The 23493-nt window shown below is 64.9% G+C and carries 13 protein-coding genes; 6 read left to right on the forward strand and 7 right to left on the reverse strand.

Annotated features, from left to right (window positions below):
* Nucleotides 1–14 precede the first annotated feature (14 nt).
* Genes BLW75_RS34475 through BLW75_RS34485 form a run of 3 tightly spaced genes read left to right on the forward strand, consistent with a single transcriptional unit; the run spans nucleotide 15 to nucleotide 9090 of the window.
* Nucleotides 15–1217 carry a cytochrome P450 family protein gene (locus tag BLW75_RS34475; protein WP_034323944.1) on the forward strand — a complete coding sequence of 401 codons (1203 nt, stop codon included), beginning with the start codon at nucleotides 15–17 and terminating at the stop codon, nucleotides 1215–1217.
* Nucleotides 1214–2794 (forward strand): (2,3-dihydroxybenzoyl)adenylate synthase, encoded by a 1581-nt coding sequence (locus tag BLW75_RS34480; RefSeq protein WP_034323947.1) that lies wholly within the window; start codon nucleotides 1214–1216, stop codon nucleotides 2792–2794. The genes BLW75_RS34475 and BLW75_RS34480 overlap by 4 nt, the downstream gene beginning before the upstream one ends.
* The gene (locus tag BLW75_RS34485) at nucleotides 2791–9090 is read left to right on the forward strand and encodes a non-ribosomal peptide synthetase (protein WP_241784159.1); all 6300 of its coding nucleotides are present in this window, start codon (nucleotides 2791–2793) and stop codon (nucleotides 9088–9090) included. The genes BLW75_RS34480 and BLW75_RS34485 overlap by 4 nt, the downstream gene beginning before the upstream one ends.
* 499 nt (nucleotides 9091–9589) lie before the next feature.
* Here BLW75_RS34485 and BLW75_RS34490 read toward each other — a convergent pair whose 3' ends face one another.
* On the reverse strand, nucleotides 9590–10786 hold the full coding sequence (locus BLW75_RS34490; protein WP_091598934.1) for an IS701 family transposase: 1197 nt from the start codon (nucleotides 10784–10786) through the stop codon (nucleotides 9590–9592).
* 59 nt (nucleotides 10787–10845) lie between these two features.
* Nucleotides 10846–11802, reverse strand: a complete 957-nt coding sequence (locus BLW75_RS34495; protein WP_158005453.1) for a restriction endonuclease — start codon at nucleotides 11800–11802, stop codon at nucleotides 10846–10848.
* A 393-nt stretch (nucleotides 11803–12195) separates the two neighbouring features.
* Between BLW75_RS34495 and BLW75_RS34500 the strand changes: the two genes are divergently transcribed.
* Complete coding sequence (locus BLW75_RS34500; RefSeq protein WP_198935869.1) at nucleotides 12196–13626, forward strand: ATP-binding protein; 1431 nt, start codon at nucleotides 12196–12198, stop codon at nucleotides 13624–13626.
* A gap of 48 nt (nucleotides 13627–13674) precedes the next feature.
* On the opposite strand, the gene BLW75_RS42495 is transcribed toward BLW75_RS34500, so the two are convergent.
* The 3 genes from BLW75_RS42495 to BLW75_RS42500 form a co-directional block, all read right to left on the reverse strand.
* Nucleotides 13675–14322, reverse strand: a complete 648-nt coding sequence (locus BLW75_RS42495) for a hypothetical protein (RefSeq protein ID WP_143055394.1) — start codon at nucleotides 14320–14322, stop codon at nucleotides 13675–13677.
* 76 nt (nucleotides 14323–14398) lie between these two features.
* A complete protein-coding gene (locus BLW75_RS34505; RefSeq protein WP_034324656.1) occupies nucleotides 14399–14986 on the reverse strand; it encodes a hypothetical protein in 588 nt (195 codons plus the stop codon).
* Nucleotides 14987–15040: 54 nt separating this feature from the next.
* Nucleotides 15041–15400 (reverse strand): hypothetical protein, encoded by a 360-nt coding sequence (locus BLW75_RS42500; protein ID WP_143055395.1) that lies wholly within the window; start codon nucleotides 15398–15400, stop codon nucleotides 15041–15043.
* 155 nt (nucleotides 15401–15555) lie between these two features.
* Between BLW75_RS42500 and BLW75_RS34515 the strand changes: the two genes are divergently transcribed.
* Both BLW75_RS34515 and BLW75_RS34520 read left to right on the forward strand, forming a co-directional pair.
* Nucleotides 15556–16143, forward strand: a complete 588-nt coding sequence (locus tag BLW75_RS34515) for a hypothetical protein (RefSeq protein ID WP_091598946.1) — start codon at nucleotides 15556–15558, stop codon at nucleotides 16141–16143.
* 2 nt (nucleotides 16144–16145) lie between these two features.
* A complete protein-coding gene (locus tag BLW75_RS34520; RefSeq protein ID WP_034324665.1) occupies nucleotides 16146–17678 on the forward strand; it encodes a hypothetical protein in 1533 nt (510 codons plus the stop codon).
* Nucleotides 17679–17787: 109 nt separating this feature from the next.
* Here BLW75_RS34520 and BLW75_RS34525 read toward each other — a convergent pair whose 3' ends face one another.
* Together BLW75_RS34525 and BLW75_RS34530 are read right to left on the reverse strand one after the other, a co-directional pair.
* On the reverse strand, nucleotides 17788–18669 hold the full coding sequence (locus BLW75_RS34525; protein ID WP_091598949.1) for a DUF4145 domain-containing protein: 882 nt from the start codon (nucleotides 18667–18669) through the stop codon (nucleotides 17788–17790).
* Nucleotides 18666–23207 (reverse strand): AAA domain-containing protein, encoded by a 4542-nt coding sequence (locus tag BLW75_RS34530; RefSeq protein ID WP_034324667.1) that lies wholly within the window; start codon nucleotides 23205–23207, stop codon nucleotides 18666–18668. The genes BLW75_RS34525 and BLW75_RS34530 overlap by 4 nt, the downstream gene beginning before the upstream one ends.
* Between the last annotated feature and the right edge of the window lie 286 nt (nucleotides 23208–23493).

Below are 23493 nucleotides of genomic sequence, written 5' to 3' on the forward strand. Positions count from 1 at the left end.
ACAAGGAGAACACCATGACCACAACCGGATCGCTCGTCCTCGGCGAGGAATTCGTCCAGGACGCGCACCGCGTCGGAGCGAAGCTGCGTGAGAGCGCACCGATCCGCCATGTCGTACTGCCCAGCGGCCTGCCGGTCTGGCTCGTCACCGGCTACGAGGAGGCCAGGGCCGTCGCGACCGATCCCCGGTTCAGCAGCCAGCGCGTCTATGACCGGATGCACCGGATGGCCCTTGGCGAAGACGACGAGAGTCCTTTTTCCGAGGACTTCGCGATGAATCTGCTCAACCTGGATCCGCCGGATCACACCCGGCTGCGCAAGCTGGTCGCGAAGACGTTCACCGGCCGGGCCATCGCGCCCCTGCGGCCGCGGATCGAGCAGATCGCGGACGAGCTGCTAGACGCGATGACCGGCCGGGACTCGGTGGAACTGCTGGAGGCCTACGCCTACCCGCTGCCGATCCGGGTCATCACCGAGCTGCTCGGCGTGCCGTTCGACGACCGCGAACAGTTCACCGCGTGGTCGAAGACCATGGTCGACTGCGGGGCGAGCGAAGCCGCGGGCGCGGCGACCATGCAGATGGCGGACTACCTGCACGGGTTGATCGCGGCCAAACGCGAGATCCCCGAAGACGATCTGCTGTCCCAGCTCGTGCACGCCAGTGAAGACGGCGATCGCCTCTCGCCGTCGGAGCTGATCGCGGTTTCCGTCGTGCTGCTCATCGGCGGATTCGAGACCACGGTGAACCTGATCAGCGGCGGCGTCCTCAGCCTGTCCCGGCACACTGACCAGCTCGCCCTGCTGCGGGCAGACCGGAGCCTGATGCCGACCGCGATCGAGGAGTTTCTGCGGCACGAGACGCCGAACATCCTGTCCTCGCCGCGCTACACCACCGAAGAGGTCGAGATGGCAGGTGTGGTGATCCCGGCCGGGGACTTCGTCATGGTGTCGTGGCTGGCGGCGAACCGCGACCCCTCCCGCTTCACCGACCCCGACAGGCTCGACATCACCCGGCCGATGGGCGGTCACCTCGCCTTCGGCCACGGCCTGCACTTCTGCCTCGGAGCGCGGCTGGCCCGGCTGGAGGGGGAGATCGCCTTCGGCCGCTTGCTGGACCGGTTCACCGGTATCGAGGTCCTCTCCGCTGTGGACGATCTGCGCTGGCGCGACAGCACGGCCATGCACGGTCTCGAATCGTTGGTGCTGAGGCTGCGATGACCGCCGGTTTCGTCCCCTGGCCGGACGAGTTCGCCCGGTACTACCGCGAGCGCGGGTACTGGCGGGACCGTACCCTCGGCGCGTTGCTCGACGACGGCGCACGGAGGTGGCCGTCGCGGACCGCGGTGGTCGACGGAGCCCGGCGCTGGTCCTACGCCGAATTGAACTCGAGAGCGACTCGCCTGGCTTGCGGACTCCGGGCACGGGGAATCGGGCACGGCGACCGCGTCCTGGTACATCTGCCCAACGTCGCCGAGTTCCTGTCGCTGACCTTCGCGCTGTTCCGGATCGGTGCGGTGCCGGTGCTCGCACTGCTACCGCACCGCCGGACGGAAATCGTCCACCTGGCCCGGCTCGCGACCCCGGTGGCGTATGTCGTCGCCTCCGAATTACGGAACCTAGCCTACGCCGTCCCGGAGATTGAGCACGTGTTCGTCGTCGGCGATCCCGGCGAGTTCACAGCGATCGAGGACGTGGCGGCCGAGGGTGAGCCGGGAGAGGGGCCTGGTCCGGATGACATCGCCGTGCTGTTGCTGTCCGGCGGTACGACCGGGCTGCCCAAGCTGGTCCCGCGCACTCACAATGACTACGACTACAACATTCGGGCGAGCGCAAAGCTTTGCGGATTCAACGGCGACACACGTTACCTGGCGGTATTGCCGATGGCGCACAACTTCCCGCTCGCCTGCCCTGGCGTGCTGGGTACCTTGTCGACGGGCGGCACGGTCGTGCTGGGCGCCGGCGCGGACCCCGGGGCGGTGTTCCCGCTGATCAAGGCCGAGCGCGTCACTGCAACGGCGCTCGTGCCACCGCTGGTGCTGGTGTGGCTGGATGCCGCTGAGGAGCCCGAGGAGTCCACCGTGGATCTTTCAAGCCTGGGACTCCTTCAGGTAGGGGGTTCCAGGCTCAAAGCCGAAGCCGCTCGACGGGTTACCCCGCTGCTGGGCTGCGCGCTTCAGCAGGTTTACGGCATGGCCGAAGGCCTGCTGAACTTCACGCGCTTCGGTGATCCGGATGCCATCGTCAACGACACGCAGGGCAGACCGCTCTGCGCGGACGACGAGGTGCGGGTCGTAACCGATGGCGAGGAGCCGGTGCCACCGGGAGACGTCGGCGAACTGCTCGTCCGGGGGCCGTACACCATCCGTGGTTACTACCGGGCCGCCGAGCACAACGCTGGCGCGTTCACCTCCGACGGTTACTACCGCACCGGAGATCTCGTACGCCGTCTGCCGAGCGGAGAACTCGTCGTCGAGGGCCGGGTCAATGACGTGATTAACCGCGGCGGGGACAAGATCCCCGTCGAAGAGGTGGAGAACCTGTTGATGGCTCATCCCGCCGTGCACGACGTCGCGGTTGTCGGAATCCCCGACGACGTGCTGGGGGAGCGGAGTTGCGCCTACGTGGTAGCGCGCGGCACGCCTCCTACTCGCAAAGATCTCATCGCTCACCTTACCGAACTCGGCGTCGCGGCTTTCAAACAGCCGGACCGAGTCCGGTTCGTGAGGTCGTTCCCCCGTAACGGCCTCGGCAAGGTCGACCGCAAGGCCCTGTCCACTCTGGAGATTCGATCGTGACCACGAAACGCCCCTGTGCCCTCCCCGACCCCTTAGCGGAGCTGGTCGCCGATCTCCTCGACATGTCTGTCGAGGAGATCGGCGAGCACGAGAACCTCATCGAGCTCGGCCTGGACTCGATCACAATGATGCGGCTGGCCGGCGCATGGCGCAAAGCCGGTGTGGATGTCACCTTCGCCGACCTCGTCGCCACGCCAACCCTCGCCGCATGGCGTGCCGTTCTGGCTGTCGAGTTCGGAGAGACCGCCCAGCCCGATGTGAAGATCGACGAAGCCGCGCCATTCGCGTTGGCGCTCATGCAGCACGCCTACTGGGTCGGCCGCGCGCCGGGGCAGCGGCTGGGTGGCGTCGACGCGCATTTCTATCATGAGTTCGACGGCGCGGACGTCGATCCGGAGCAGCTGGAGACCGCCGTCCGGGCGCTGTTCGTCCGGCACGGGATGCTGCGCGCGGTAGTACTGGACGACGGAACCCAAAGAGTGCTCGCCGAGACCCCGTGGCCGGGCTTGCGTGTCCACCCCTGGGTCGATCAGTCCACACTGGACGAACGGCGCGCCTCGCTTTCCCACCGCAAAATGGATATCGGGTCGGGCGAAGTGTTCGACATCCAGCTTTCCCTGCTGCCGGAAGGCGGCACGCGAATGCACGTTAACCTGGATATGATCGTGGCCGACGCCTTAAGTCTGCGTGTGATCCTCGCCGACCTCGCCCGAAGCTACGCTGGGGAGACCCTTGCCCCACTGACGTACAGCTATCCTCGCTACCTGGCGGAACGGAGGAACAGCGGTAAGGAAGCGGCGCGGGAGCACTGGACGGCCCGGCTGCCGACGATGCCCGGAGCGCCCCAGCTCCCGGCCACCCACGTCGGCGGTGAGCCCGCCGTGGCGCGCCATCACCGTTGGCTCAGGCCGGAATCGGTACGGGCGGTCGAGCGCTCGGCCCGCCGCCACGGGCTGACTACGGCGATGGCACTGGCGGCCGTGTTCGCCGAGACCCTGACCGCGTGGAGCGCCGAGCCGCAGTTCATGCTCAACCTGCCCCTGTTCGATCGCCAACCGCTGCACGATGAGGTGGATTCGCTGGTCGGCGACTTCACCTCGTCGTTACTGCTGGAATGGGACGGTGCTGCGCCCGGTTCGTTCGCCGACCGGGCGTCGCTACTGCAACAGCGATTCCATGCCGACGTGGCGCATACCGGCTACTCCGGTGTCGAGGTGCTGCGTGACCTCACGCGCTTGCACGGCGAACAGATGCTCGCGCCCGTCGTCTACACGAGTGCGCTCGGTTTGGGTGAACTATTCGCGCCCGAGGTCACCGGCACTTTCGGCCAGGCCGCGTGGATCATCTCCCAAGGTCCACAGGTGTGGCTCGACGCGCAGGTGACCGAACTCGACGGCGGCCTGCTGGTGAACTGGGACTTGCGTGAAGACGTCTTCGTCCCGGGTGTGCCGGAGGCGATGTTCGCCGCTTACAGCGCGCTCCTCGATCGGCTCATCGAGGACGAGGACGCCTGGTCGGAGCCCCCCGATCTGGTCCCGGCCGCTCAGTTGCTCGCGCGTGCCGAGGTCAACGACACGAAGGTGGTACGGCGGGCACGGCGTCTGCACGACTCGTTCTTCTACCACGCTACCGTGTGCCCCGACGCGCTCGCGGTCATCTGCAACGGCCAGTCCGTTACCTACGGCGAACTGGCCGAACACGCTCTACGGATCGCAGGCCACTTGACCGCCGAGGGGGCGGGGCCCGGTCACCTGGTGGCCGTGTCGCTGCCCAAGGGGCCGGATCAGGTGGCTGCGGTGCTCGGTGTCCTCGCCGCAGGCGCGGCGTACCTGCCGCTGGGTGTGGACCAGCCGGCAGCGCGACGAGAGCGGATCTTGGCGACCGCTGGGGTGACACTGTTGCTGGACGACCTCGCCCCGGCGAGTGGGACGCAGCCGCTTGCGGAACCCATGAGCGGTGACGAATCCGCCCTCGCGTATGTCATTTACACCTCAGGTTCGACCGGTGAGCCCAAGGGCGTCGAGATCACCCATGCCGCGGCGGCCAACACTGTCGACGACCTCAATCACCGCTTCGGCATCGGGGCGGAGGACCGGACGCTTGCGTTGTCCGAGCTGGAGTTCGACCTGTCGGTCTACGACCTGTTCGGTCCGCTGTCGGCGGGCGGCGCGGTGGTGTGCGTCCGCGATTCCGGTCGTCGTGACGCTTTCGTGTGGGTCGATTCGCTGGTGCGGCACCGGGCCACCGTGCTCAACTGTGTCCCCGCGCTGCTCGACATGGTGCTTACCGTCGCGCAGGAGCCGTTGCCGTTGCGCGTGGTGCTGCTCGGCGGCGATCGCGTCACCACCGACCTGCCCGGCAGACTCGCCGAGTACGCGCCGGAGTGCCGCTTCGCCGGACTGGGTGGCACCACTGAGACCGCCATCCATTCGACAGTGTGTGAAGTCGCCACAGTCGATCCAGAATGGACTTGTGTGCCCTATGGCAAGCCATTGGACAATGTCAAGTGCCGCGTGGTCGATCCGCTCGGCCGTGACCGTCCGGACGGGGTCGCGGGGGAGTTATGGATCGGCGGCGCGGGCGTCGCGCGCGGCTATCGGGGTGATCCCGTCCGCACACGGGAGAAATTCTTGGAGTTCGCGGGGACTCGCTGGTATCGAACGGGTGATCGTGCGCGGTATCTGCCTGATGGTGGGCTGGAGTTCCTTGGCCGCGACGATCACCAGGTCAAGATTCGTGGTCACCGTGTCGAACTCGGCGAGGTCGAGGCGGCGCTGAATGCGCATCCTGGCGTGACTGGTGCCGCAGTGGTCGTAACGGTGAGCAGCAGGCTGGCCGCCGCCGTAACCGGGACAGCGGGCTCTGCGGCGCTGAAGGACTTCCTTATGGAGTGGTTGCCGGCGTCGATGCGGCCCGACGTCATCTCGGTGTTTCCGTCGCTGCCGCTGACCGCGAATGGTAAAATCGACCGCGGGCTGCTGTCGCAAAGACTGGACGACCATCGCGGCGAAGAGGTGGCGGTCACCGCGCCCGACGGCGAGGTCGAACGACTGGTCGCGGCTGCGTGGGCGGACGTGTTGCCGAACGCAGAAATCGGCCGTGAGCACGACTTCTTCGCCCTCGGCGGAGACTCTCTGCTGGCGACCAGGCTGATCGGAAAGCTGCGCGCGGCAGGCCTCTCCGGTATATCCCTGAGCGATCTCTTTGCCCGTCCGGTACTGGCCGAATTTGCCGCCGGACTCACGCTGTCCTCGGTGCAAGACGTCCCCTTCGCACTCGCCGCCGATCCAGCGAATCGGCATGAGCCGTTCCCTCCGACGGAAGTCCAGCGCGCGTACTGGCTAGGGCGCGACGAGGGCTTCACCCTCGGGGGTGTCGGTTGCCACTTCTATCGTGAATACGACGTGGACGACCTCGATCTGTCCCGGCTGGAGACCGCCGTCAACCGGCTCGTCCGTCGGCACGAGATGTTGCGCGCTGTCTTCGACGAAAGCGGCGATCAGCGGGTGCTGCCGGAGGTGCCGTGGTTCCGGGTGGAGCTGATCGACGGCGGGTTCGACGAACTCCGCGCGACCACCTCGCACACCCTGTTCGATCCAGCCGTCTGGCCACTGTTCACTGTGCGAGCGGCTCGGTCCGGTCGCCGCACCAGGCTCGCCGTCGGCATGGACAATTTGGTGCTCGACGCGTTGAGTATCCTGAACTTTTATGTCGAACTCGCGTCGCTGTATGAGAATCCGGACATCGAACTCCCCCCGATCGGGGTGTCGTTCCGCGACTATGTGCTAGGCGTCGAGCGAGCAGGCGCGGACCGGGCCGAAGCTTACTGGAGTGGGTTGTTGCCGGACTTGCCACCCGCGCCGCGGCTGCCGCTGGCGAAGGACCCTGACGCTGTGGTTGTCCCGTGGTTCGATCGGCGGTCCGCGACGGTCGAACCGGCGCGGTGGCGCGTGATCGTGGATCGGTCCAGGGAACACGGGCTGACGCCGTCCGCGGTTCTGATGACGGCGTTCGCGGAGGTGCTGGGTAGGTGGAGCGCCTGTTCGGATTTGACAATCAACGTCACGCTCTTCGACCGCAAGGAGGTTCACCCTGACATCGATCGCGTGCTGGGCGACTTCACCTCGCTGCTCCTGGTGGCGTGCCGTCCGACCCCTGACGGGACGTGGCTCGACCGGGTACGCCAGGTTCAGGAGGAGTTGTGGGGTGCGCTCGACCACCGTGACGTCTCGGCCGTGTGGGTATTGCGGGAGCTGGCCCGGACCACCGGGGACCCGAACACGACCATGCCGGTTGTGTTCACCAGCGCCCTGGGCGTCTCGGCGGATCCACCTCCGGGCAGTACTCTGTTTGCCGACAACGTATGGGGCGTCTCCCAGACGCCGCAGGTATGGCTCGACCACCAGGTCATCGAGGTCGATGGTGGTGTCCAGCTGAACTGGGACGCGGTCGAGGAACTGTTCCCTCCAGGCCTGCTGGACGACATGTTCGAGGCATACTTGACGCTGGTGGACCGACTGGCCACCGCTCCATGGCAGGAGCCGGTTCCCGACCTGCTACCCGCCCGGCAGCGCGAAGTGCGCGCCGCGGTGAATGCAACCGGCTGCCCGGTGCCTGAAGGTGCATTGCACACCGACTTTTTTCGGCTGGCGGCTGAGGAGCCGGACCGGATGGCGGTTGTCGGCGCGCTGACCTACGGCGAGCTCGCCGACCGGGCGCTGCGGCTGGCCGCCGCACTCGGGCAACGGGGTGCGGTGCCTGGCGGCACTGTCGCCATCACGTTGCCCAAGGGGCCCGATCAGCTGATCGCGGTGCTCGGTGTGCTCGCCGCGGGGTGCACCTACGTGCCGATCGGGGTCGATCAGCCGTCGGCGCGCCGGGCCCGCATGCTGGACCTCGCGGGGGTGGATCTCGTCGTAACCGCCGATCTGCTTGCGCAGCCTGCCGACCCGCTGCCCGCCTGCCGGCCCGCCGCCGAATTGGCGTACGTGATCTTCACGTCCGGTTCGACCGGCGAGCCCAAAGGAGTGGAGATCACACATCGGGCCGCGCTGAATACCATCGCCGACGTCAACGGGCGTTTCGCTGTCGGCCGCGAAGACCGGCTGCTGGCCGTGTCCGCGCTTGATTTCGACCTGTCCGTGTACGACATCTTCGGTCCGTTGTCGGTCGGCGGAGCAGTCGTCACGATCGGTGAGGACGATCGCCGCGACGCGCACCGCTGGAACGAGCTGGTCACCGCGCACGGCGTCACGATCTGGAACACAGTTCCCGCACTGCTCGACATGCTACTCGTCGCCGCTGTGGAAGAATTGCCGCTACGGATCGTGTTGGTTTCCGGCGACTGGGTCGGCCTGGATCTGCCCGGTCGGCTGTCCGCACGCGCTCCGGAGTGCCGGTTCATCGCGCTCGGCGGGGCGACCGAGGCGGCGATCTGGTCGAACTTCAACGAGGTTGTACTAGTGGACCCGGCATGGACCTCCATCCCTTATGGCACTCCGCTGCGTAACCAGCGATTCCGTGTTGTGGACAACATTGGCCGGGACTGCCCGGACTGGGTCACCGGCGAGCTCTGGATCGGTGGTGAGGGCGTGGCACAGGGCTATCGTGGTGCGTCTGAGCAGACCGCAGCCCACTTCGTCGAATACTCGACGCGCGATCGTTGGTATCGGACGGGGGACCTCGGCCGCTATTGGACGGATGGCACACTAGAATTCCTGGGGCGAGTCGACCAGCAGGTAAAGATCCGTGGTCACCGCATCGAGCTCGGCGAGATCGAAGCGGCATTCGAGGCCACACCGGGCGTTGTCCGCGCAGCGGCCTCCGTAACCACTGATCGCCGGCTTGTTGCGGCAGTGGTTACTCGAACATCGGTCGAGCTGGTCCAGTCTCACGTCGCGACGTTGCTGCCCGCGCACATGCACCCGGAAAAGGTTACCGCAGTGGACAGCCTGCCACTCACCGCCAACGGCAAGGTCGACCGAGCCGCGATCGCGACCATCGCCCGAGAGGCGGATCAGGCCGGTTCGCTGGCACCCGTCGGCGCCTTGGAGACAACGATCGCGGAGATCTGGACCAATTTGCTCGAACTCGACCACATCGGACGCGAGCAGAACTTCTTCACGCTCGGCGGAGATAGTCTTCGTGCCACTAGGCTCATAGCGGCAATGCGCACCAGACTCGGCTTCACTCTGTCACTTTCCACTCTGTATGCGGCGCCGACCGTCGAAGCCGTGGCGCGTGCCGTCTCGGCCCAGATCGCGCTCGGCGAGGAGATGGACGAAGGGATCGTATGAGGTCCCGCACCGGAGATACTTCTGCATGGCGCGAGTCGTCTGCCACGACGTTCCTTTCGGTGCAAGTTCTTGAGGAAGCGGAGGTACGTGCCGAAGAGGTGGCTGCGCTGTAGTCTCTTTGTGGTCAGCAGTCGCCGGGATGATCACAGATCATCGCCTAGCTCTGAGGACTCCGAGGACCGAGAGGATGAACGCCGCGGCAGCCGCCCTGGGGCAGCCGTGACGCCGCCAATTTTTGTCCAGCGGACGCTGCGGGATTCCGTGCGTCCGCTGGTCGACAGCGTCAACCGACATGGCGCCGACTCCGCTGGTGTTGCCGACGACAGCCATGTGAGCCGTACCTGCATGTCGACCGTGTCCGCCGAAACCTAGTACTCCAGCCGCACTTCGTGATTAGTGGTCTGTCTTCGCTGGTAGTGGGCTTGCCGGGCCCGGTGTTGATGGCGTCGGCGCCAGTGTGACCAGGCCCAGGTCGCGAGGCGGTCGAGCGGGGTGGTGATCAGGTGTGCCAGGAGACGCTTGACCTCGCCCAGTGTGATTGGGATGAGGCCGCTATCAGGGCTTTTGGGGCTATCGCGGCGGTGACGGCCAGGTAGGTATGGGCGAGCATGGCCAGGGTGATGTGCCGGTACCAGGCGTCGTAGCGGCGTACCTGGTACTGATCCAGGCCGATGTCGGTCTTAGCGGTCTGGAAGCAGTCCTCGATCGCCCAGCGTGCCCCAGCGACCCGGATTAGTTCCTGATCGATCGTTCCTGTTGGGGCGCAACACAAGTAGTAGGCGATCTCATACTTTCCTTTACTGTTGCGGGTCAACGAACGGCGGGCGAGTAACCAGCGGCCCCAGACGGGTGGAGTGGTGTCGGAATAGGTGGGTAGTTCGGCGACGGCCCAGTCGAACATCCGTGGTCCTTTGGCGCCGTCTCCACAGCTTCGGCGTTTCCACGCGTCAGCGGGTGCGTGGGCGACGAGCGCGTCGGCGCGGGACGTGCCGGCCACCGCGGGGATGGTCTGGCTGCTGGGCACGGCCACGACATAGCCGATCCGCTGATCTTCCAGCCAGCGACGGAATTTCGAGTCACCGCCGTAGGCTTCGTCGGCGGTGACCCAGGTGGCGGGCACGCCGGCGTCCAGAGCACGGGCGAGCATCCGCTGCGCGAGCACGGGTTTGGTCGCGAACTCGACCTCGTCGGGAACCGCTGCCTCGCGGCAGCGTTCCCTGTCGCTGGTCCAGGATTTCGGCACATACAGCTCGCGGTCGATCAAGGTGCGTCCTTTGCTTGTGGCATAAGCACAAAACACGCCGAGCTGGCAGTTCTCGATGCGTCCGGCAGTGCCGGAATACTGGCGTTGCACCCCAGCAGATTTGGTGCCCTTCTTGAGAAATCCGGTCTCGTCCACAATCAACACACCGTCACGCTCACCCAGGTGACTGATCGCGTAGTCGCGGACATCATCACGGACGCCGTCAGCGTCCCAGGCCGCCGCGTTGAGCAGACGTTGCATACCATCCGGGGTGATATCCCCGGCAGCCTCGGCCAGTGTCCACCCGTTCTTGCCGGCCAGCGGCGCAAGCAAGCCACGCACATAGGCACGGGCCCTGCGTCGAGGTTCAGCCCGATGAAACCGTCCCGCGACCTGCGCAAACAGGTCATCCAACCCGGTAACCCAGGCAGCCAGATCATCATCACTCAGCACAAGATCGACACACTACCCGACCATCATCACAAAGTGCGGCTGAAGTACTAGGCGTTGTTCTAGTCGTTGTTCAGCTCGACGAAGGTTGTCAGGCGTTCGAGTTGCAGGGGCCAGTTGGTGCCGAAGTGCTGGTTCAGCAGGAGTACGAGGTGTTGCCCATCGAGTAGCTCGAGGCGGGTGTCACGGCGCGCTTCGTCGCGTACGTCGGGGCTGAAACGTGAGTTCGTGACGAACACAGCCTTGGTGCACTTCTCCTCGCCGGCGACGTAGGCGTGTTTGTGGACGGGGTCAACGCCGATGGTCCGACGTGAGAGCTTGCACTGAATTGAGAGCTTTTCGTGTCGACCGGGTTCGTCGCTGGTGGCGAGGACGTCGATACCGCCGTCTTTTACTTCGCGGGTAAGGGTCACGGTGTAGTCCATGCGTTGGTAGAGGTTGGCCACCACATGCTCGAACTGGCGCGGGGTGAGTCCGGTGAGCAGGTCGATGCGTTCCTGGGTGTCTTCGGGTAGGCCGATGTAGTAGGCCCTGATCAGAGCGGCGGCGTCACACAGTGCGACGAGGCGGCCGTCTGGCAACACGGTCGCGTGGCAGTCGAGATAGGCGCTAATGACACGCAGTGCGCTGTCCGGTGAGGTGTTGAGCAGGTCGAGTACCCAGGTGATGCCCTCCCAGGGATAGGGCACGGTCCATTCGACGTCGGTGCCGTGCTCACGAATCTGCCGGACCCGGTGGTTGTCGAGCAGCTGGTAGTCGCGTAGCCGCCGCCAGTACTCGGTGTCAGGAGATGAGCTGTGCTCGCCTTGCTCTAGCCGGACGATATCGATCCCTAGTGGGCCGGAGTGCACAAGTAAACACCGCAGGACGTCGCGGATCTCCTCGTCATCCCACTCGCGGCATCGTGCGAGCATCTGCTCTAGCTCCGCTGGATGGAGCATGCCGCGTTCAACGATCTCGTGGACGTCAACGTCGCGGGTAGCGGGCTCATTGGAGTAACTGACAGTACGCGGTGTCATGCGGAGAGTGTAGTCGGCGAGCGTGACTGTCGCTGCTATTGCGGGAGGCACTTGCCTGCCCCCATGGGTGGGGCGACGATGTGACTTGAGCATAAAGGGTTGGGCTGCGGCGCTCTGAGTTCAAGCTCTCTAGCGTCCGCCGAGGTAGCAGTGTTGCGCTGTACGACAGCCTTTGGGTTAGGTCGTGCTTGCATCTTGGTGAGGTGCAGGGCGCCAGCTCACCACTTGATTGTCGCTGTCCGCTGCCTTCTGCTACGCAGCGCTACTAGTAACGTAACTAGAAAGGGGCGGTATAGCCCCTGACCTGCGGAAACTAGGTCTGCTAGGCGGCTACTATTAACTATGGTTAACCGTGTGCGCAGCGGCTGCTAGACGAGGTTTAGAGTACGCGCTGTGACTGCCAACGAGGTCGATCAGGCGCTGGTAGCTGGCCCTGAACAGGTCGGACCGCGGTTGATCGCTGCCGCCGAAGACCAGTGGTTTGACCGCAAATCGTCTCGGATGGCGGCCAAGGACCTAGCTCCTGCGCTGGTGGCGTTCGCTAACGCCGACGGCGGCACGGTCGTCGTTGGCCTGCACAGTGGCAAGGTGCAGGGGTTCGCAGCTAACCGTGCCAAGCTGAACGACTTTCGCCAAGCCCCCTTCGACTTCACCGCGCCGCCTGTGAGGGCAACGTTTGAAGAGGTCGCCTGCGTCAACGAGGCAGGCGACCCCGACGTGTTGCTAGTGATCCGGATCGACCCAAGCGAGCGGGTGCATGAGACCCAAGCCGGCGACTGCTACCTACGGATAGGTGACGAGAGCCGGAAGCTGACATTCGGCCAAAGACAAGAGCTGCAGTACGAGAAGGGGCAAAGCCATTACGACGGCGAAGTAGCAGAGGGCGTCGACCTGACCCATGTCGACGGCAACCTGCTCAACTTCTACCGAAGAGCCACGGGCGCCTCGACGGTCACGAAGATCCTGCAGGCTCGTAGCCTATTGACCCGCGACGGCAAGCTAACCAACGGCGGTTACTTGCTGTTCGGCCGAGCACCAGGCGACCTGTTTCCGCAGGCATACGTGCGTATCTTGCGATTCCTCGACATCGAGCGTGGTACCGGTGCCAGGCTGAACATCGAGGAAGGCATGGACCTGCGCATCGAGGGACCCATCCCTACTGTGGTGCAGCGGGCCAGTGACGAGATCGAGCGCTTGGTGCCGAAGAAGCGGGCCCTGCTGCCGGATGGAAAATTTGGTCCGACTCCGATCGTGCCGCGAGATGCGTGGTTGGAAGGGTTGGTGAACGCGGTCATCCACCGCTCCTACAGTCTCGCTGGTGATCACATTCGGGTGGAGATCTATCCGAATCGGATTGAGATCGAAAGCCCTGGCAGGTTTCCGGGGTTGGCGAGTCCGAATAACCCGTTGGAGATCAGTCGTTTTGCGCGTAACCCGCGGATTGCGCGGGTGTGTGCGGATCTGCGAATCGGGCAAGAGCTCGGTGAAGGTATTCGACGGATTTTCGCTGAGATGCGTCGAGTGGGGTTGACTGATCCGATCTATCGGCAGACCGCGGGCACGGTTCGGCTGATTCTGGTGAACCTGCCGAGTATTGATCCGCGGATCGCGGCTCAGCTGCCTCCGGACAGCCAGCGGGTGCTTGAAATCTTGAGGTCGGCCGGTGGGTCACTGGGTACCGGCGACATTGTGGACGAGTTAGGGATGAGCCGCCCCGCCACGATGACACGGCTGAAGGCGCTGCGGAAGTTTGGGTTGGTGCGCCGGGTTGGTAGGTCACCGCAAGACCCCCGAGCGGTGTGGGAGCTGCTCGACGGTTCGTAGCCCTCGCATCATTGACACGCATCTACGCGATGCTGGGTCTGTGGCTGGCTAACGCCGCCTTGCGCGGCGGAGTAGAGCTTGACGCGCCGTGCCCGCACGGCGAAATAGCGTCTGCCACTGGCGTCGTAACCAGCCAGGCCGGTGGAGCTGCTCGAGTGTGTCGTCGACAGTGCTGCGGAAATCGTGGATGCGGCTATCAAAGGTGATGTGATGCTTCCACTCCTTGGTATTTCCGACAGACGCGAGCAGGTCGGCAACGCCCTCACGAAGCTGATCGGCGGCACGCTGTAATGGCTGATCCCCGAGTAGTGAGACCGCTATTAACGCGCTCAGCAGGCGACTGGTCGGCGCGGCGAGCGCGATTTGTGCAGCGTGCTCGCGGTCGCGGTGAAAACTGTGGGCTGCACGGAGTGCGGTGGGGGCAGCTTTCCTCCAGTCTCGGCCGGCGACGATGAGTTCGGTTGCCGCAACTGCAATGGTCGGCAATGCCGTCGTGCGGCGGCCCCACTGCAACTGGTAGGTCGTGAGTGCTGTTTGCAGCTCGCCGACAGCCGCGAGGGCTTCGCCGGCCACCGTGGCGATGTGCCGCTGCCGCTCGAGCCGGATGGTGCGTTGCTGTACGCGCAGCGCGCCTCGGTAGCCGAGGTAGACGCCTGTGAGGGTTGCTGCTGCGGTGATGAGGGGTGGCCACTCCATCGGAGCATCTTGCCCGAACGGTGCCGGTACACGGCCTGCAGGTCATGGGGTGATCTGTGGCAATGAAGGGCGCTGGTTAGAAACGTCCGTGCAGGTATCGCTTCTTCGGAGTTTTCAGCAGGGCGAGTGTCGAGTCGTAGGTGACGCGGTAGCGGATGGTGTCATCGTCGATGGGGCCGGTGACCGTACGAGGGTTGGTTTCGTACTCGAGCTCGTTGGTGTCGAAGTTGCGTCCTGCGAGTGTGACGGGTGTGGCGACGACCTCCGCGTGCCAGATGGTCGCTACTCGTTCGTCCGCGCGAGAATCGCAGACAACGTAGAACCCGGAACGAGCGATGGCGCGACTGGTGAACACCTCGATATCGAGGGTGACGAGCGCTCGCACGTAGCGTCGCCACGCTGGGATCGGCGGCACCGGGCTGCTGGTCCAGTCCCGATATCGGGTGCCGAGGTTGTATATGGTGATCCATTCGGCCGAGCTGCGTCGGTCGATCCACTCGAACGTGACTTCGCCGCCTGCGGGCAGGATGGCATAGCTGAGTTGGACCTCGACGCCGTCGAGCAGGAACAGCGACTGGTTGCGGTAGCTGTACCACGTGGTGCGGCGAGACTGGGGGTGATCGTGCAGCGTGAGCAGCAGTTCGTTGTCGGTGTTGTTGACCAAGCGACCGCGGGCGACGATTTCGGCGCTCTCAGGTTCGTAGGTGGTGGCCCAGAGCTAGGCTTCGCTCTGCAGTAGACCACCTTCGAGTGCCGTAGGCGGGCGGAATTCAACTTCGGTCAGGGTCAATGTGGCTGCTGGGGTGTAGTTGGCGCGGGCGTTTTCGTAGTTGACTTGCCCCAGGACGCTGGCGACGTCGAGTGATTGCTTCCCGGTACGGGTGTTGCGCCTGTTGTAGAGCAGCGATCCGAGCGCGATCACCACCGATGCCGCGCTGAGCCACGTCGCGTACATACTTGCCCCCCGAGGTCTAGCGCGATTGATCTTGCATTCGAGGATGCCACGTGTCCGGCTGCAGGACGGGTGCTCACGGCACGGAGCAGCGCCCATGCCCTCGGCCGCGGCGAGCTGCTTCACGGCGGGGATTCTCTTGCTCTGCTCACCAGTACTTCCCTGTCGAACGTCCTGGTGTCACCCGCTTGGCGGTAGCGAGTAACGTGGCTGTGACCTGGAGATTTTGGTCTCGCTTGAGTGGCTGACGTGGTGAAGATCGGCTACTAGGCTCTGTGGTTATGCCTGCTGAAAAGTCGCAAGAGACTGGCCGGGAGGGCGTGTTCCGCGCGAAGCAGTACCTGGAGAGCACGACCTATCTTCGGCTGTCGTGGACGGCGTATGACCATGAGAAGATCTGTACGCGTCAGCGGCTTGATGGCAGCAAGAAGGTCTATGACTTAGCTGGCTACTTCCTGGGGAAGAGGCGGCACCCGCTGCTGGTTGAAGCGAAGAAGTATTCGGTGGTCGGCAGCCAGGGCTCGATGTACATCGAGTATCTGGCCGATATCTACAGCATCACCGCGCGGGCGTGCCGGGACGACATGGACGACGAGACGGAATTCATGTGGGTGACCTGGCATCCGTTTAGCCAGGGTAACTGGCCGAAGCTGACGCATCACGAGTATGTCCGGGCTGCTGTTCGCGAGCACGCGGAGCGGCTCAAGCTGCCAGCGACTGAGGACGGGTTTGAGATCGATGACGACCTGTGCCGGCTTGTGGCGCAGCGACTGTGGTTGTTGGTGCTGTCGGATCGTCAGCAGGACTTGGTGTTGAGCCCGGAGGAGTTGAAAGTGGCGATGATGCACTTGAAGAGGGAAGGCGCGTAGCTATGCCGGGCAACTCGTTGCAGGACGCCGTGGCTGCGGCGTTGAACTCGAGCGATCAGACGGATGTGATCGCGGGTATCAAGGGCGCTGTGATCAGCGAGATCGAGCGTCTGGATCCGGGCGTTGGCATCACTGACACTGAGTACTTCAATCACAGCTATGCCCCTGACCTGGTGTTGACGTGGCCGGGTACGAAGCAGGAGCGGGAGGTATATCTGCGCTACAACCTGCGTTCGGCGCGGGCGGCGCGGGATGTGGACCTGCTGGGTGGCTCCGCTCCGGTGTTTTTCTCACTGGATTCGCGTCACGACGATGCCGCTGTCGCCGACGACCTTGAAGACGATCTTGAGGCTGAGTCCGATACGTTAGTCACGAACGCGCCGGCGATCGACGGATTCACCTCCAGGCCAGCCACGGCAGACATCAGTTCAGTGTCGGATCCGCTGCTGAGTCTGTTTCGTCGCAATGTGGTGCGCGGCGGCCGAGGCTTGTTGATCAGTGGAACAGCGCAGCGGCTGCAAGATACCCCAGGTGCTGACGACTTCGAGGGTGATATCGCGTATTTGGATACGTTCGAGGTGACGGTCGGCCAGATGTTCCGGCCGGACGCAGCAACTCGGTTGCGGCGAGCTACCGACATCGTGCGCGCCGCTCGAACGGGTAACACCGCGTTGTTCGACCAGGACAGTGATCCTGATGAGCGACCGCGAGCGATCGGGGGGAAGCTTGAGCTTGACGAGCTTCGAATCTTGCTCCCGTACCTGCTGGAACGGGCTAATGCCCTCGATAGCACCGCGTTCTGGCGGTATGTCGGCGGCATGATCTCGCTCAAGCAGTTGGAGCAGCTCGCCGAAACGATTGACCTGCCTGATCTCAACCGCCTGGTCGTAGCGAATCTGAGGGAGTGGCGGGCGGCGCGCGCGATCGTGTCGTTTTCACCGGAGGCGCTAGAGCAAGAACGGCCGGATCCGTCGTGGACGGTGGCGGCGAAGATGCTGGCGGCGACGGCGGGTGTGTGGCGGGTGCATTTCACTGCGGATAAGCGTAAAGGCGGTAGCCGGGACGACTCAACGTTAGCGCGGTGGGAAGACGTGTGGCCGAATGTGTCGACCGCGACACTGTCGTCGGTCGATATGCAGGGTATGACCAGGCGGGTTCGGGTGTCGGCCGAGGATGGGTCGAACGTGTTCGCTGATGTTGACACGATCAGTTCGACGATCGAGGACGACTTTCGGGTGCGTTCACTGACGCTGCGGCCTACTGACGAGGTGTCCTCGGATTTGGAGGTCGACTTCAAGACTATGACGGTCGAAGCCCGGAACGCTGTGTTGGGTGACTTGGCGTCCGCGGCATTCGATGTATTGGGGTGGCGGTACCCGTTGTCAACGAGCGAGCGATCGCAGATTCTCGGCATCCCGATTACACCGCGCCAGGTGGTTGACCAGCCCGATAACAGTCGTGAGCGTTCGATTTCTCCGCCTGAGCGGCTGCAGCTGGAAGGGGCTGACACGAGCGATGGTGATGACGAGGACTAGTTAGACATCTCTATGGATGGTGAGGCCGTGGTGAGTTGGCGGGATAGTGCCGCCAACTCACCATGCGGCGTCTTTCGTCCAGGAATGTGTAAATTCGCTGATGTGGTGGCTAGTGGTCCTGTGTGTTCGTGGCGGGATCGGACTGGTCTGGTGAGGGGTTTTTCACGGCTGCGAGGTCGTTGAGGGTTGCCACGACGACGTTCCAGGCGATCCGGACGGTGCTGTCTTTCGGCGAGTAGCCCAGGGTGAACTGTTTTTTGGGGTGCACGAGGTTTCGGTGGTGGCGTAGGACGTGGGCGTAGTCGACGACGTCTTGGGGCAGCCAGCCCTTTGATCGTGCGAGGTTGATGAGACTTTCGAGATGGTCGTTAGGGGCGCGGCCGTCGCGGTGCTGACTTAGCGCGAGGTCGTAGAGCACTCCTTCCAGGAGGCTGCCGAGCATGATGATCGCGGCGGTGGGTGCCCCGTTTTTCCAGCAGGCATGTGCTTCGTCGAGTCGGGCTTTGAGTTGCTCGCCGAAGGCGGCATCGCTGACTACGTCGGCCAGACTGGCGGTGAGCTGGACGGGAGCCTGCATCGCGGGGCGATTCATCGTGGGAGTTTGAGTGATGAGCGCAGGGCGGCCGGTCTTGTAGATGACTTGGTATCCCTCTACCGCGAGCAGCTCGTTGAGTTCTTGGGTGACGGCGGCGCGCGTTTCGTCGTCGTCGAGATATTCGCGTGGGTCTGCCAGCCGTAGGAGCACCGCCTTGAGTGCGTCTGAGTCTCGTCGACGGCCGCGTAGTGTGTCGAGAACTGCGCTGTAACGTCCGCCGTCGAGGCCGTTGACGCGTCGCCAGCCGGCGGCGTTGAAGAATCGGGTGATCTCTTTGGCGGTGCGGTAGTGGCGGCTGCTGTCGTCGCCGCAGATCAGGAAAGCGAGACGGTCGAGGATGTTGTCGTCCAGTTCCACTGTGATGTCGTCGCTGTCGGTGTCGGCTGTGCTTGTCACAGGGGGTTCCCCTCGGAGGTGTCGGTGTCAGCGGTGTCGTCGGGCAGAGTGACGGGCGTCCAGCCGTCTGGCTGCCGTGTGTGTTCGGTGATGTCGTGGGGATGGATGCCGCGTTCGTCGAGGCGCTGCCAGAGCGGTTCGAGTTCGCGGTCAGGGTCGAATTCGAACTCGCTTTCGCGGATGCGGAGCACGTCCCAGCCCATGCGGCGTAGTTCACGGTCGCGGCGCGCGTCGGAGATTTGTTGTGCGGTGCTGGTGTGCCAGAGGTGGCCGTCGCATTCGACGGCGAGCCGGCCGCCGTCGCCGACGACGACCAGGTCCAGATGTCGGGTGCCGACCTCGTACTGGGGGACGACGAAGTAGCCGCGGCGTTTGATCTCGCGGAACACTTTTTGCTCGAAGAGGGATTCGAACGGCGCGGTGCTGGTGGTGTCGCTGACTTCCTCGAGGCTCGGGGAGGTGCCGAACACCGACGGCGGTGTGAGCATGTAGCCCATCAGCGACGCGCGCAGGTCGTCGGGTTTGAGGTCGCCGATGCCGACGGAGGTGTAGAGCCACATCTGGTCTTTAGCGCGGCTTGCCGCCACGTTGTAGGCCTGCTGGGCAAGTTGCGCGCGCTGGGCCCGTGGCGCGTCGGCGACCACCATGGACAGGAAGATCACGTCGCGTTCGTCGCCTTGGAAGTTGGCCGGGATGCCGACCCGGATCTTGCGCTGCTGGCGGTCCTCGGCGGAGATGGCGGCGTTGATTTCGTGTTCGAGCAGCTTGATTTGCCCTGTCCCTTGAAGGACGACTACGCCGAACGTTTTTCCGTCGTAGCGGGGGTCGTCAAGGCATTCGGCGAGCTGGGTGACGATGCGTTTTGCTTCGGTGGGGTTGCGGCGGCGGGTGTCGCGTCCTTCGACGTAGCCGCCTTCGACGGTCACGACTTTCAACGGTTCCAGGTCGGTGGCGGTGCGTTCGCGCAGTGGGATGAGCCCTGGGCGGTCGTCGTCGCCGTAGAACTGGGTCGAGGACCAGGTGATGATCTCGGGCATGCAGCGGAAGTGTTCCCGCAGTCGCACGACCGCGTCGCGGCCTGAGCGGGCCGACAGCAGCCCGTAGAGGTGGGATTTGGCGGTGAAGTTGAGCCGGATCTCTTCGTCGATCCCGGACAGGTGTTCGTGCATGCTCGCGAACAGCGCTTCGGTTTTGCCGAGCCGGTTGCCGCCGGGGGTGCATTGCTTGTCGTCGCCGACCACGATCACCCGCGGCGCCATCCACAGTAGGAATAGCTGTTCGACTCCGACCTGGCTGGCTTCGTCGACGATGACAACGTCGAACGAGTCCCGGACGGCGCTGATGTTTTCCAGCAGGTTCGGCAGGGGCACCACCCACGCGGGCACGGCGTCTTTGGCTTTTTCCATGGCTTGGCGGGCGGCTTTGCGGTATTCGCGTGCTTTGCTTCCGCCGCCGGCGCCGACGTGGCTCATGTGTTCGCGGTAGCTGCGCAGTGCCCGAGCGTGGGAGTCGGTCATCCGGTTCAGGCAGGCACTGAGCGCCTGCACCCCGGCGAGCTGGCTGGTGACCCGGTTGATCTGGTCTTCGACCATGTCGAATTCGGCGACCAAGCGGCGTTCGTCCTCGGCGTTGCGGGTGGCGAAGATGAACTGCTCGGCTTTGGACCATGCCCACGCCGCGGGCAGGTCGCCTATGCGCTGGTCCCACGTTGGGTCGTCGGCGGTGGCTTCGAGCAGTTCGAGCAGAGCGGGATGGTTGTTGCGGAGTGTGCGAGCGAGTTGGGCGCGGCGGTGTTCGGCGGCGCGGTCGTGCCGGGCGAGGTCGAGGGCGTCGAGGCCGGTGCGGTAGGCGTCGAGGTCGCGTTCGGCGACGGCTTTGACCAGGAGCGCGAGTTCGGAGCAGGCGTTGTCGGTGGCTGCCCACGCGGCGACTTTGTGTTGTAGGGCCGCGACTTGGTGGCGGGCTTGTTCCAGCGCCACGTAGTGCAGGGCGGCAGGGACTGCGTCGAGGGTGCGGACGAATGTGGCGATGGTCGAGAGGTCGATCGACTGGCCGGCGCGCAGCAGCGTGTCCCGGAACACGCCGTGGATCTGGGCTAGGGCGACGATGTGATCGAGCAGCTGCGCGTTGTCGGCGAGCTCGGACAGGGCGCGGGTGAGGGAGTCGCCGGTGATGGTCACGTCGGCCTCGGCCCACAATCCGACGAGCTGCACCGCGGCAACGTCGGCCTCGAGCCGGTAGAGAGCCGCGTCGATCTGCTGCAGGCTGTGTGGCGGGACCCCATCGACGGTGACCACGGCCAGGAACTCTTCGGCGTTCTTTTGCGCGGCCGATTTGCCGAACTTGCGGATCTTCCCTCCACCGGCGATGTGGTCGCGCAGTTGTCGGCCGCTGTTGAGCAGGGCACGGGTTTTGCCGATCCCGTAGTCGCGGACGGTGGGCAGTTCGACGGCAAACTGTAGGCCGAGGTCGCGTATCTGCTGCTGGAGTCGGTCGGCGGTGTCCCGCTCGGCGTGCAGGCGTTGCCACAGGCCGTGGTGTCGGCCGGCGAGGTGGTCGTCCACGGCGGCCCCGACCCAGCTGCGCGTTGGCGGCGTGACGCTGTCTTCGCCGTAGCCGAGGCGCTGCAATGTGGTGCGGGCCTGGTCGCCGAGCCCGCGCAGATACTGCAGCGCCTCCGCACCGAGTGAGGCGAGACGCGAGGTAAGGGCACTGGTGTCGGCGTGCGCGGTGTTGCGGGCGTGATGCTCGGAGGCGATGATGTCGGCCAGCTCGCCCGCGTCGGGCAGCTCACGGCGTTCGGGGATTTGCTGGCCGGCGCGGATGCGCCTGCCAGGGCTGTCTTGGCGGGTCAGGGTGAGCAGCTCGAGCATGTCCCCGGTGACCAGCGGCGGCTTATCGGGCCAGGCCAGGTCCACACTGGGGAGCCACCGGTAGGCGACGGCGCGCTCCTGTACTTCGCGCACGATGTTGGTGAGGGGCCCGGCGTAGAGGGTGGTGCTGTAGCCGGGGGCGACGGGCGGATGCTGGAGGTATTCGACTTCGCGCAGTTGCCGGATCCGGGTGTTGAGTTCGGCGCTGCGGGCGAGCAGGTTGTGGCGTTCCTCGGCGAGCTGCTGCGCACGGCGCGGCAGTCCCGCGGTTTCGGTCGAGCCGATCGCGGTCGAGAGCGCGTCGATGCCGCGTTCGAGTTCTTTGGCGGCGTCTTTGCTGCCTCCGGCGAGCAGCACACATAGGCTGCGCAGGTCGGTCGGGATTTTGTCGCGGAGGACTTTGAGGGCCTGGTCTTTCTGGCTGGTGACCAGGACCCGCATCCCGCGTGCCAGTAGCGCGCTGACAAGGTTGGCGATCGTGTGAGTTTTACCTGTTCCCGGCGGGCCTTGGACGACTACCCCGATTTCGCGTTTGAGCAGTTCGATGACGCGTTCCTGCTCGTCGTTGGTCGGCAGCGGGAACAGCGGGTCTTCGCCGAGCATGTCGCCGGTGGGCGCGTTCTGCTGAGTGAGCCAGCGGCCGCGGGTGTCGGCTTCGGTGTCGGTGACCAGCTGCGCGAGCGCAACCGGTACCTGCGCGTCGGGCTCGCGCAGCTGCTGCGCGATCTTGCGGTAGGTGTCGGCGAGCAATTCGCGGCTGCGCGGCCGCAGCAGCAGCGCCGGTGAGGGCGAAAGCTCCAGACGGCCAGGTAGTTCGCCGGCGGGGTCTTCGGGGCGGCGCAGCGAGGTGAAGGGGTCGGCGACAGTGAGCCCGAGCCAGCCCTCGATGTCGCTGAGCAGTGTGGGATCCAGCAGGCCGGTGTCGCTGTCGAGGATGGCTTGGCGGGTGGTGCGGCCACGGTCGGGCTGATAGCCCTCGACCTCGGTGAAGAGGGCCTTGTCTTCAAAGCGGCGTTTGCCACCGATGAACGAGACTGTCACTTCTGCGGTGTCGCGAGCCAGCTGCGGGCGGACTGGCTCGGTGATCAGGTGCCGGCGGATCTCCTCTCCGTCAGCGGTGTGCCAGCGGACGAGACCGGTGGCGAGCACGAATTCGTATTCGTCGTCCTGCTGTTCAAGGGTTTTCGCGGCTCGCTCAAGCGATTCGTAGAGGTCGCGGCGGGCGCGGGAGCGCAGCTGTTCCCGGCTCCACTCACGCCATTGCGTCAGCCACCGGTCGAACGCTTGCCGGACGCTGGCTGGCGGAGAAATCGCGTGTTCCTGCTCGACGTCGGCGGGGCCGGTAGCGAGCAGTCGTGGTGGTGGACTGTCGGGGCCGCGGGTTTCGGGCGAGTCGATCCAGCCGGCCAGAGCAGCGGGCGGGCGCGGCTCGAGAACGGTTTTGGGTGGTCGGACGCGCAGCAGCACGTCATCGGCTGTTTTCGGGGTCAGGTTCAGGCCGTCGGGAAGGTGGTCGAGCCAGATCAGCGGGTCCGGGGCGTCGGCTTCGTCGGCGGTGATGTCGCGGTTGGGGTCGCGGTTGGCGGCGTCGGTGACTTCGGCAAGGAAGTCCATGAGGCTGACGGTCTGGTCAAGTACGTCGCGGTCGCTGGGAGTTGCGGCCATGGTCACCTTCCCTGAGAGAGATCAACAGGACAGGATCCACAACCAAGACTGATGATGCAATCGGCAACTTTCGGTAGCGCCCAAATGGAGCAACGACCGCGCGATCTTTGTTCAGGGGCGCGGTGTTGACGCGGCTACGGTCTCGCCGGTACCGGACGTATCTCGTCGGGCGACGGGAGTAGCTGGCAGCAGCGGCGACGAGGCCGTGCGGTGTGGTTGTCCTTGTTGCGGGGTGCTGCCGGGCGGGTCCGGGGACCGGCCGCCAGGCCGCATGCCCCGGTGCCCG

It is taken from the genome of Amycolatopsis lurida, assembly GCF_900105055.1.
In the GTDB taxonomy this organism is placed as follows: Bacteria; Actinomycetota; Actinomycetes; order Mycobacteriales; family Pseudonocardiaceae; genus Amycolatopsis; species Amycolatopsis lurida.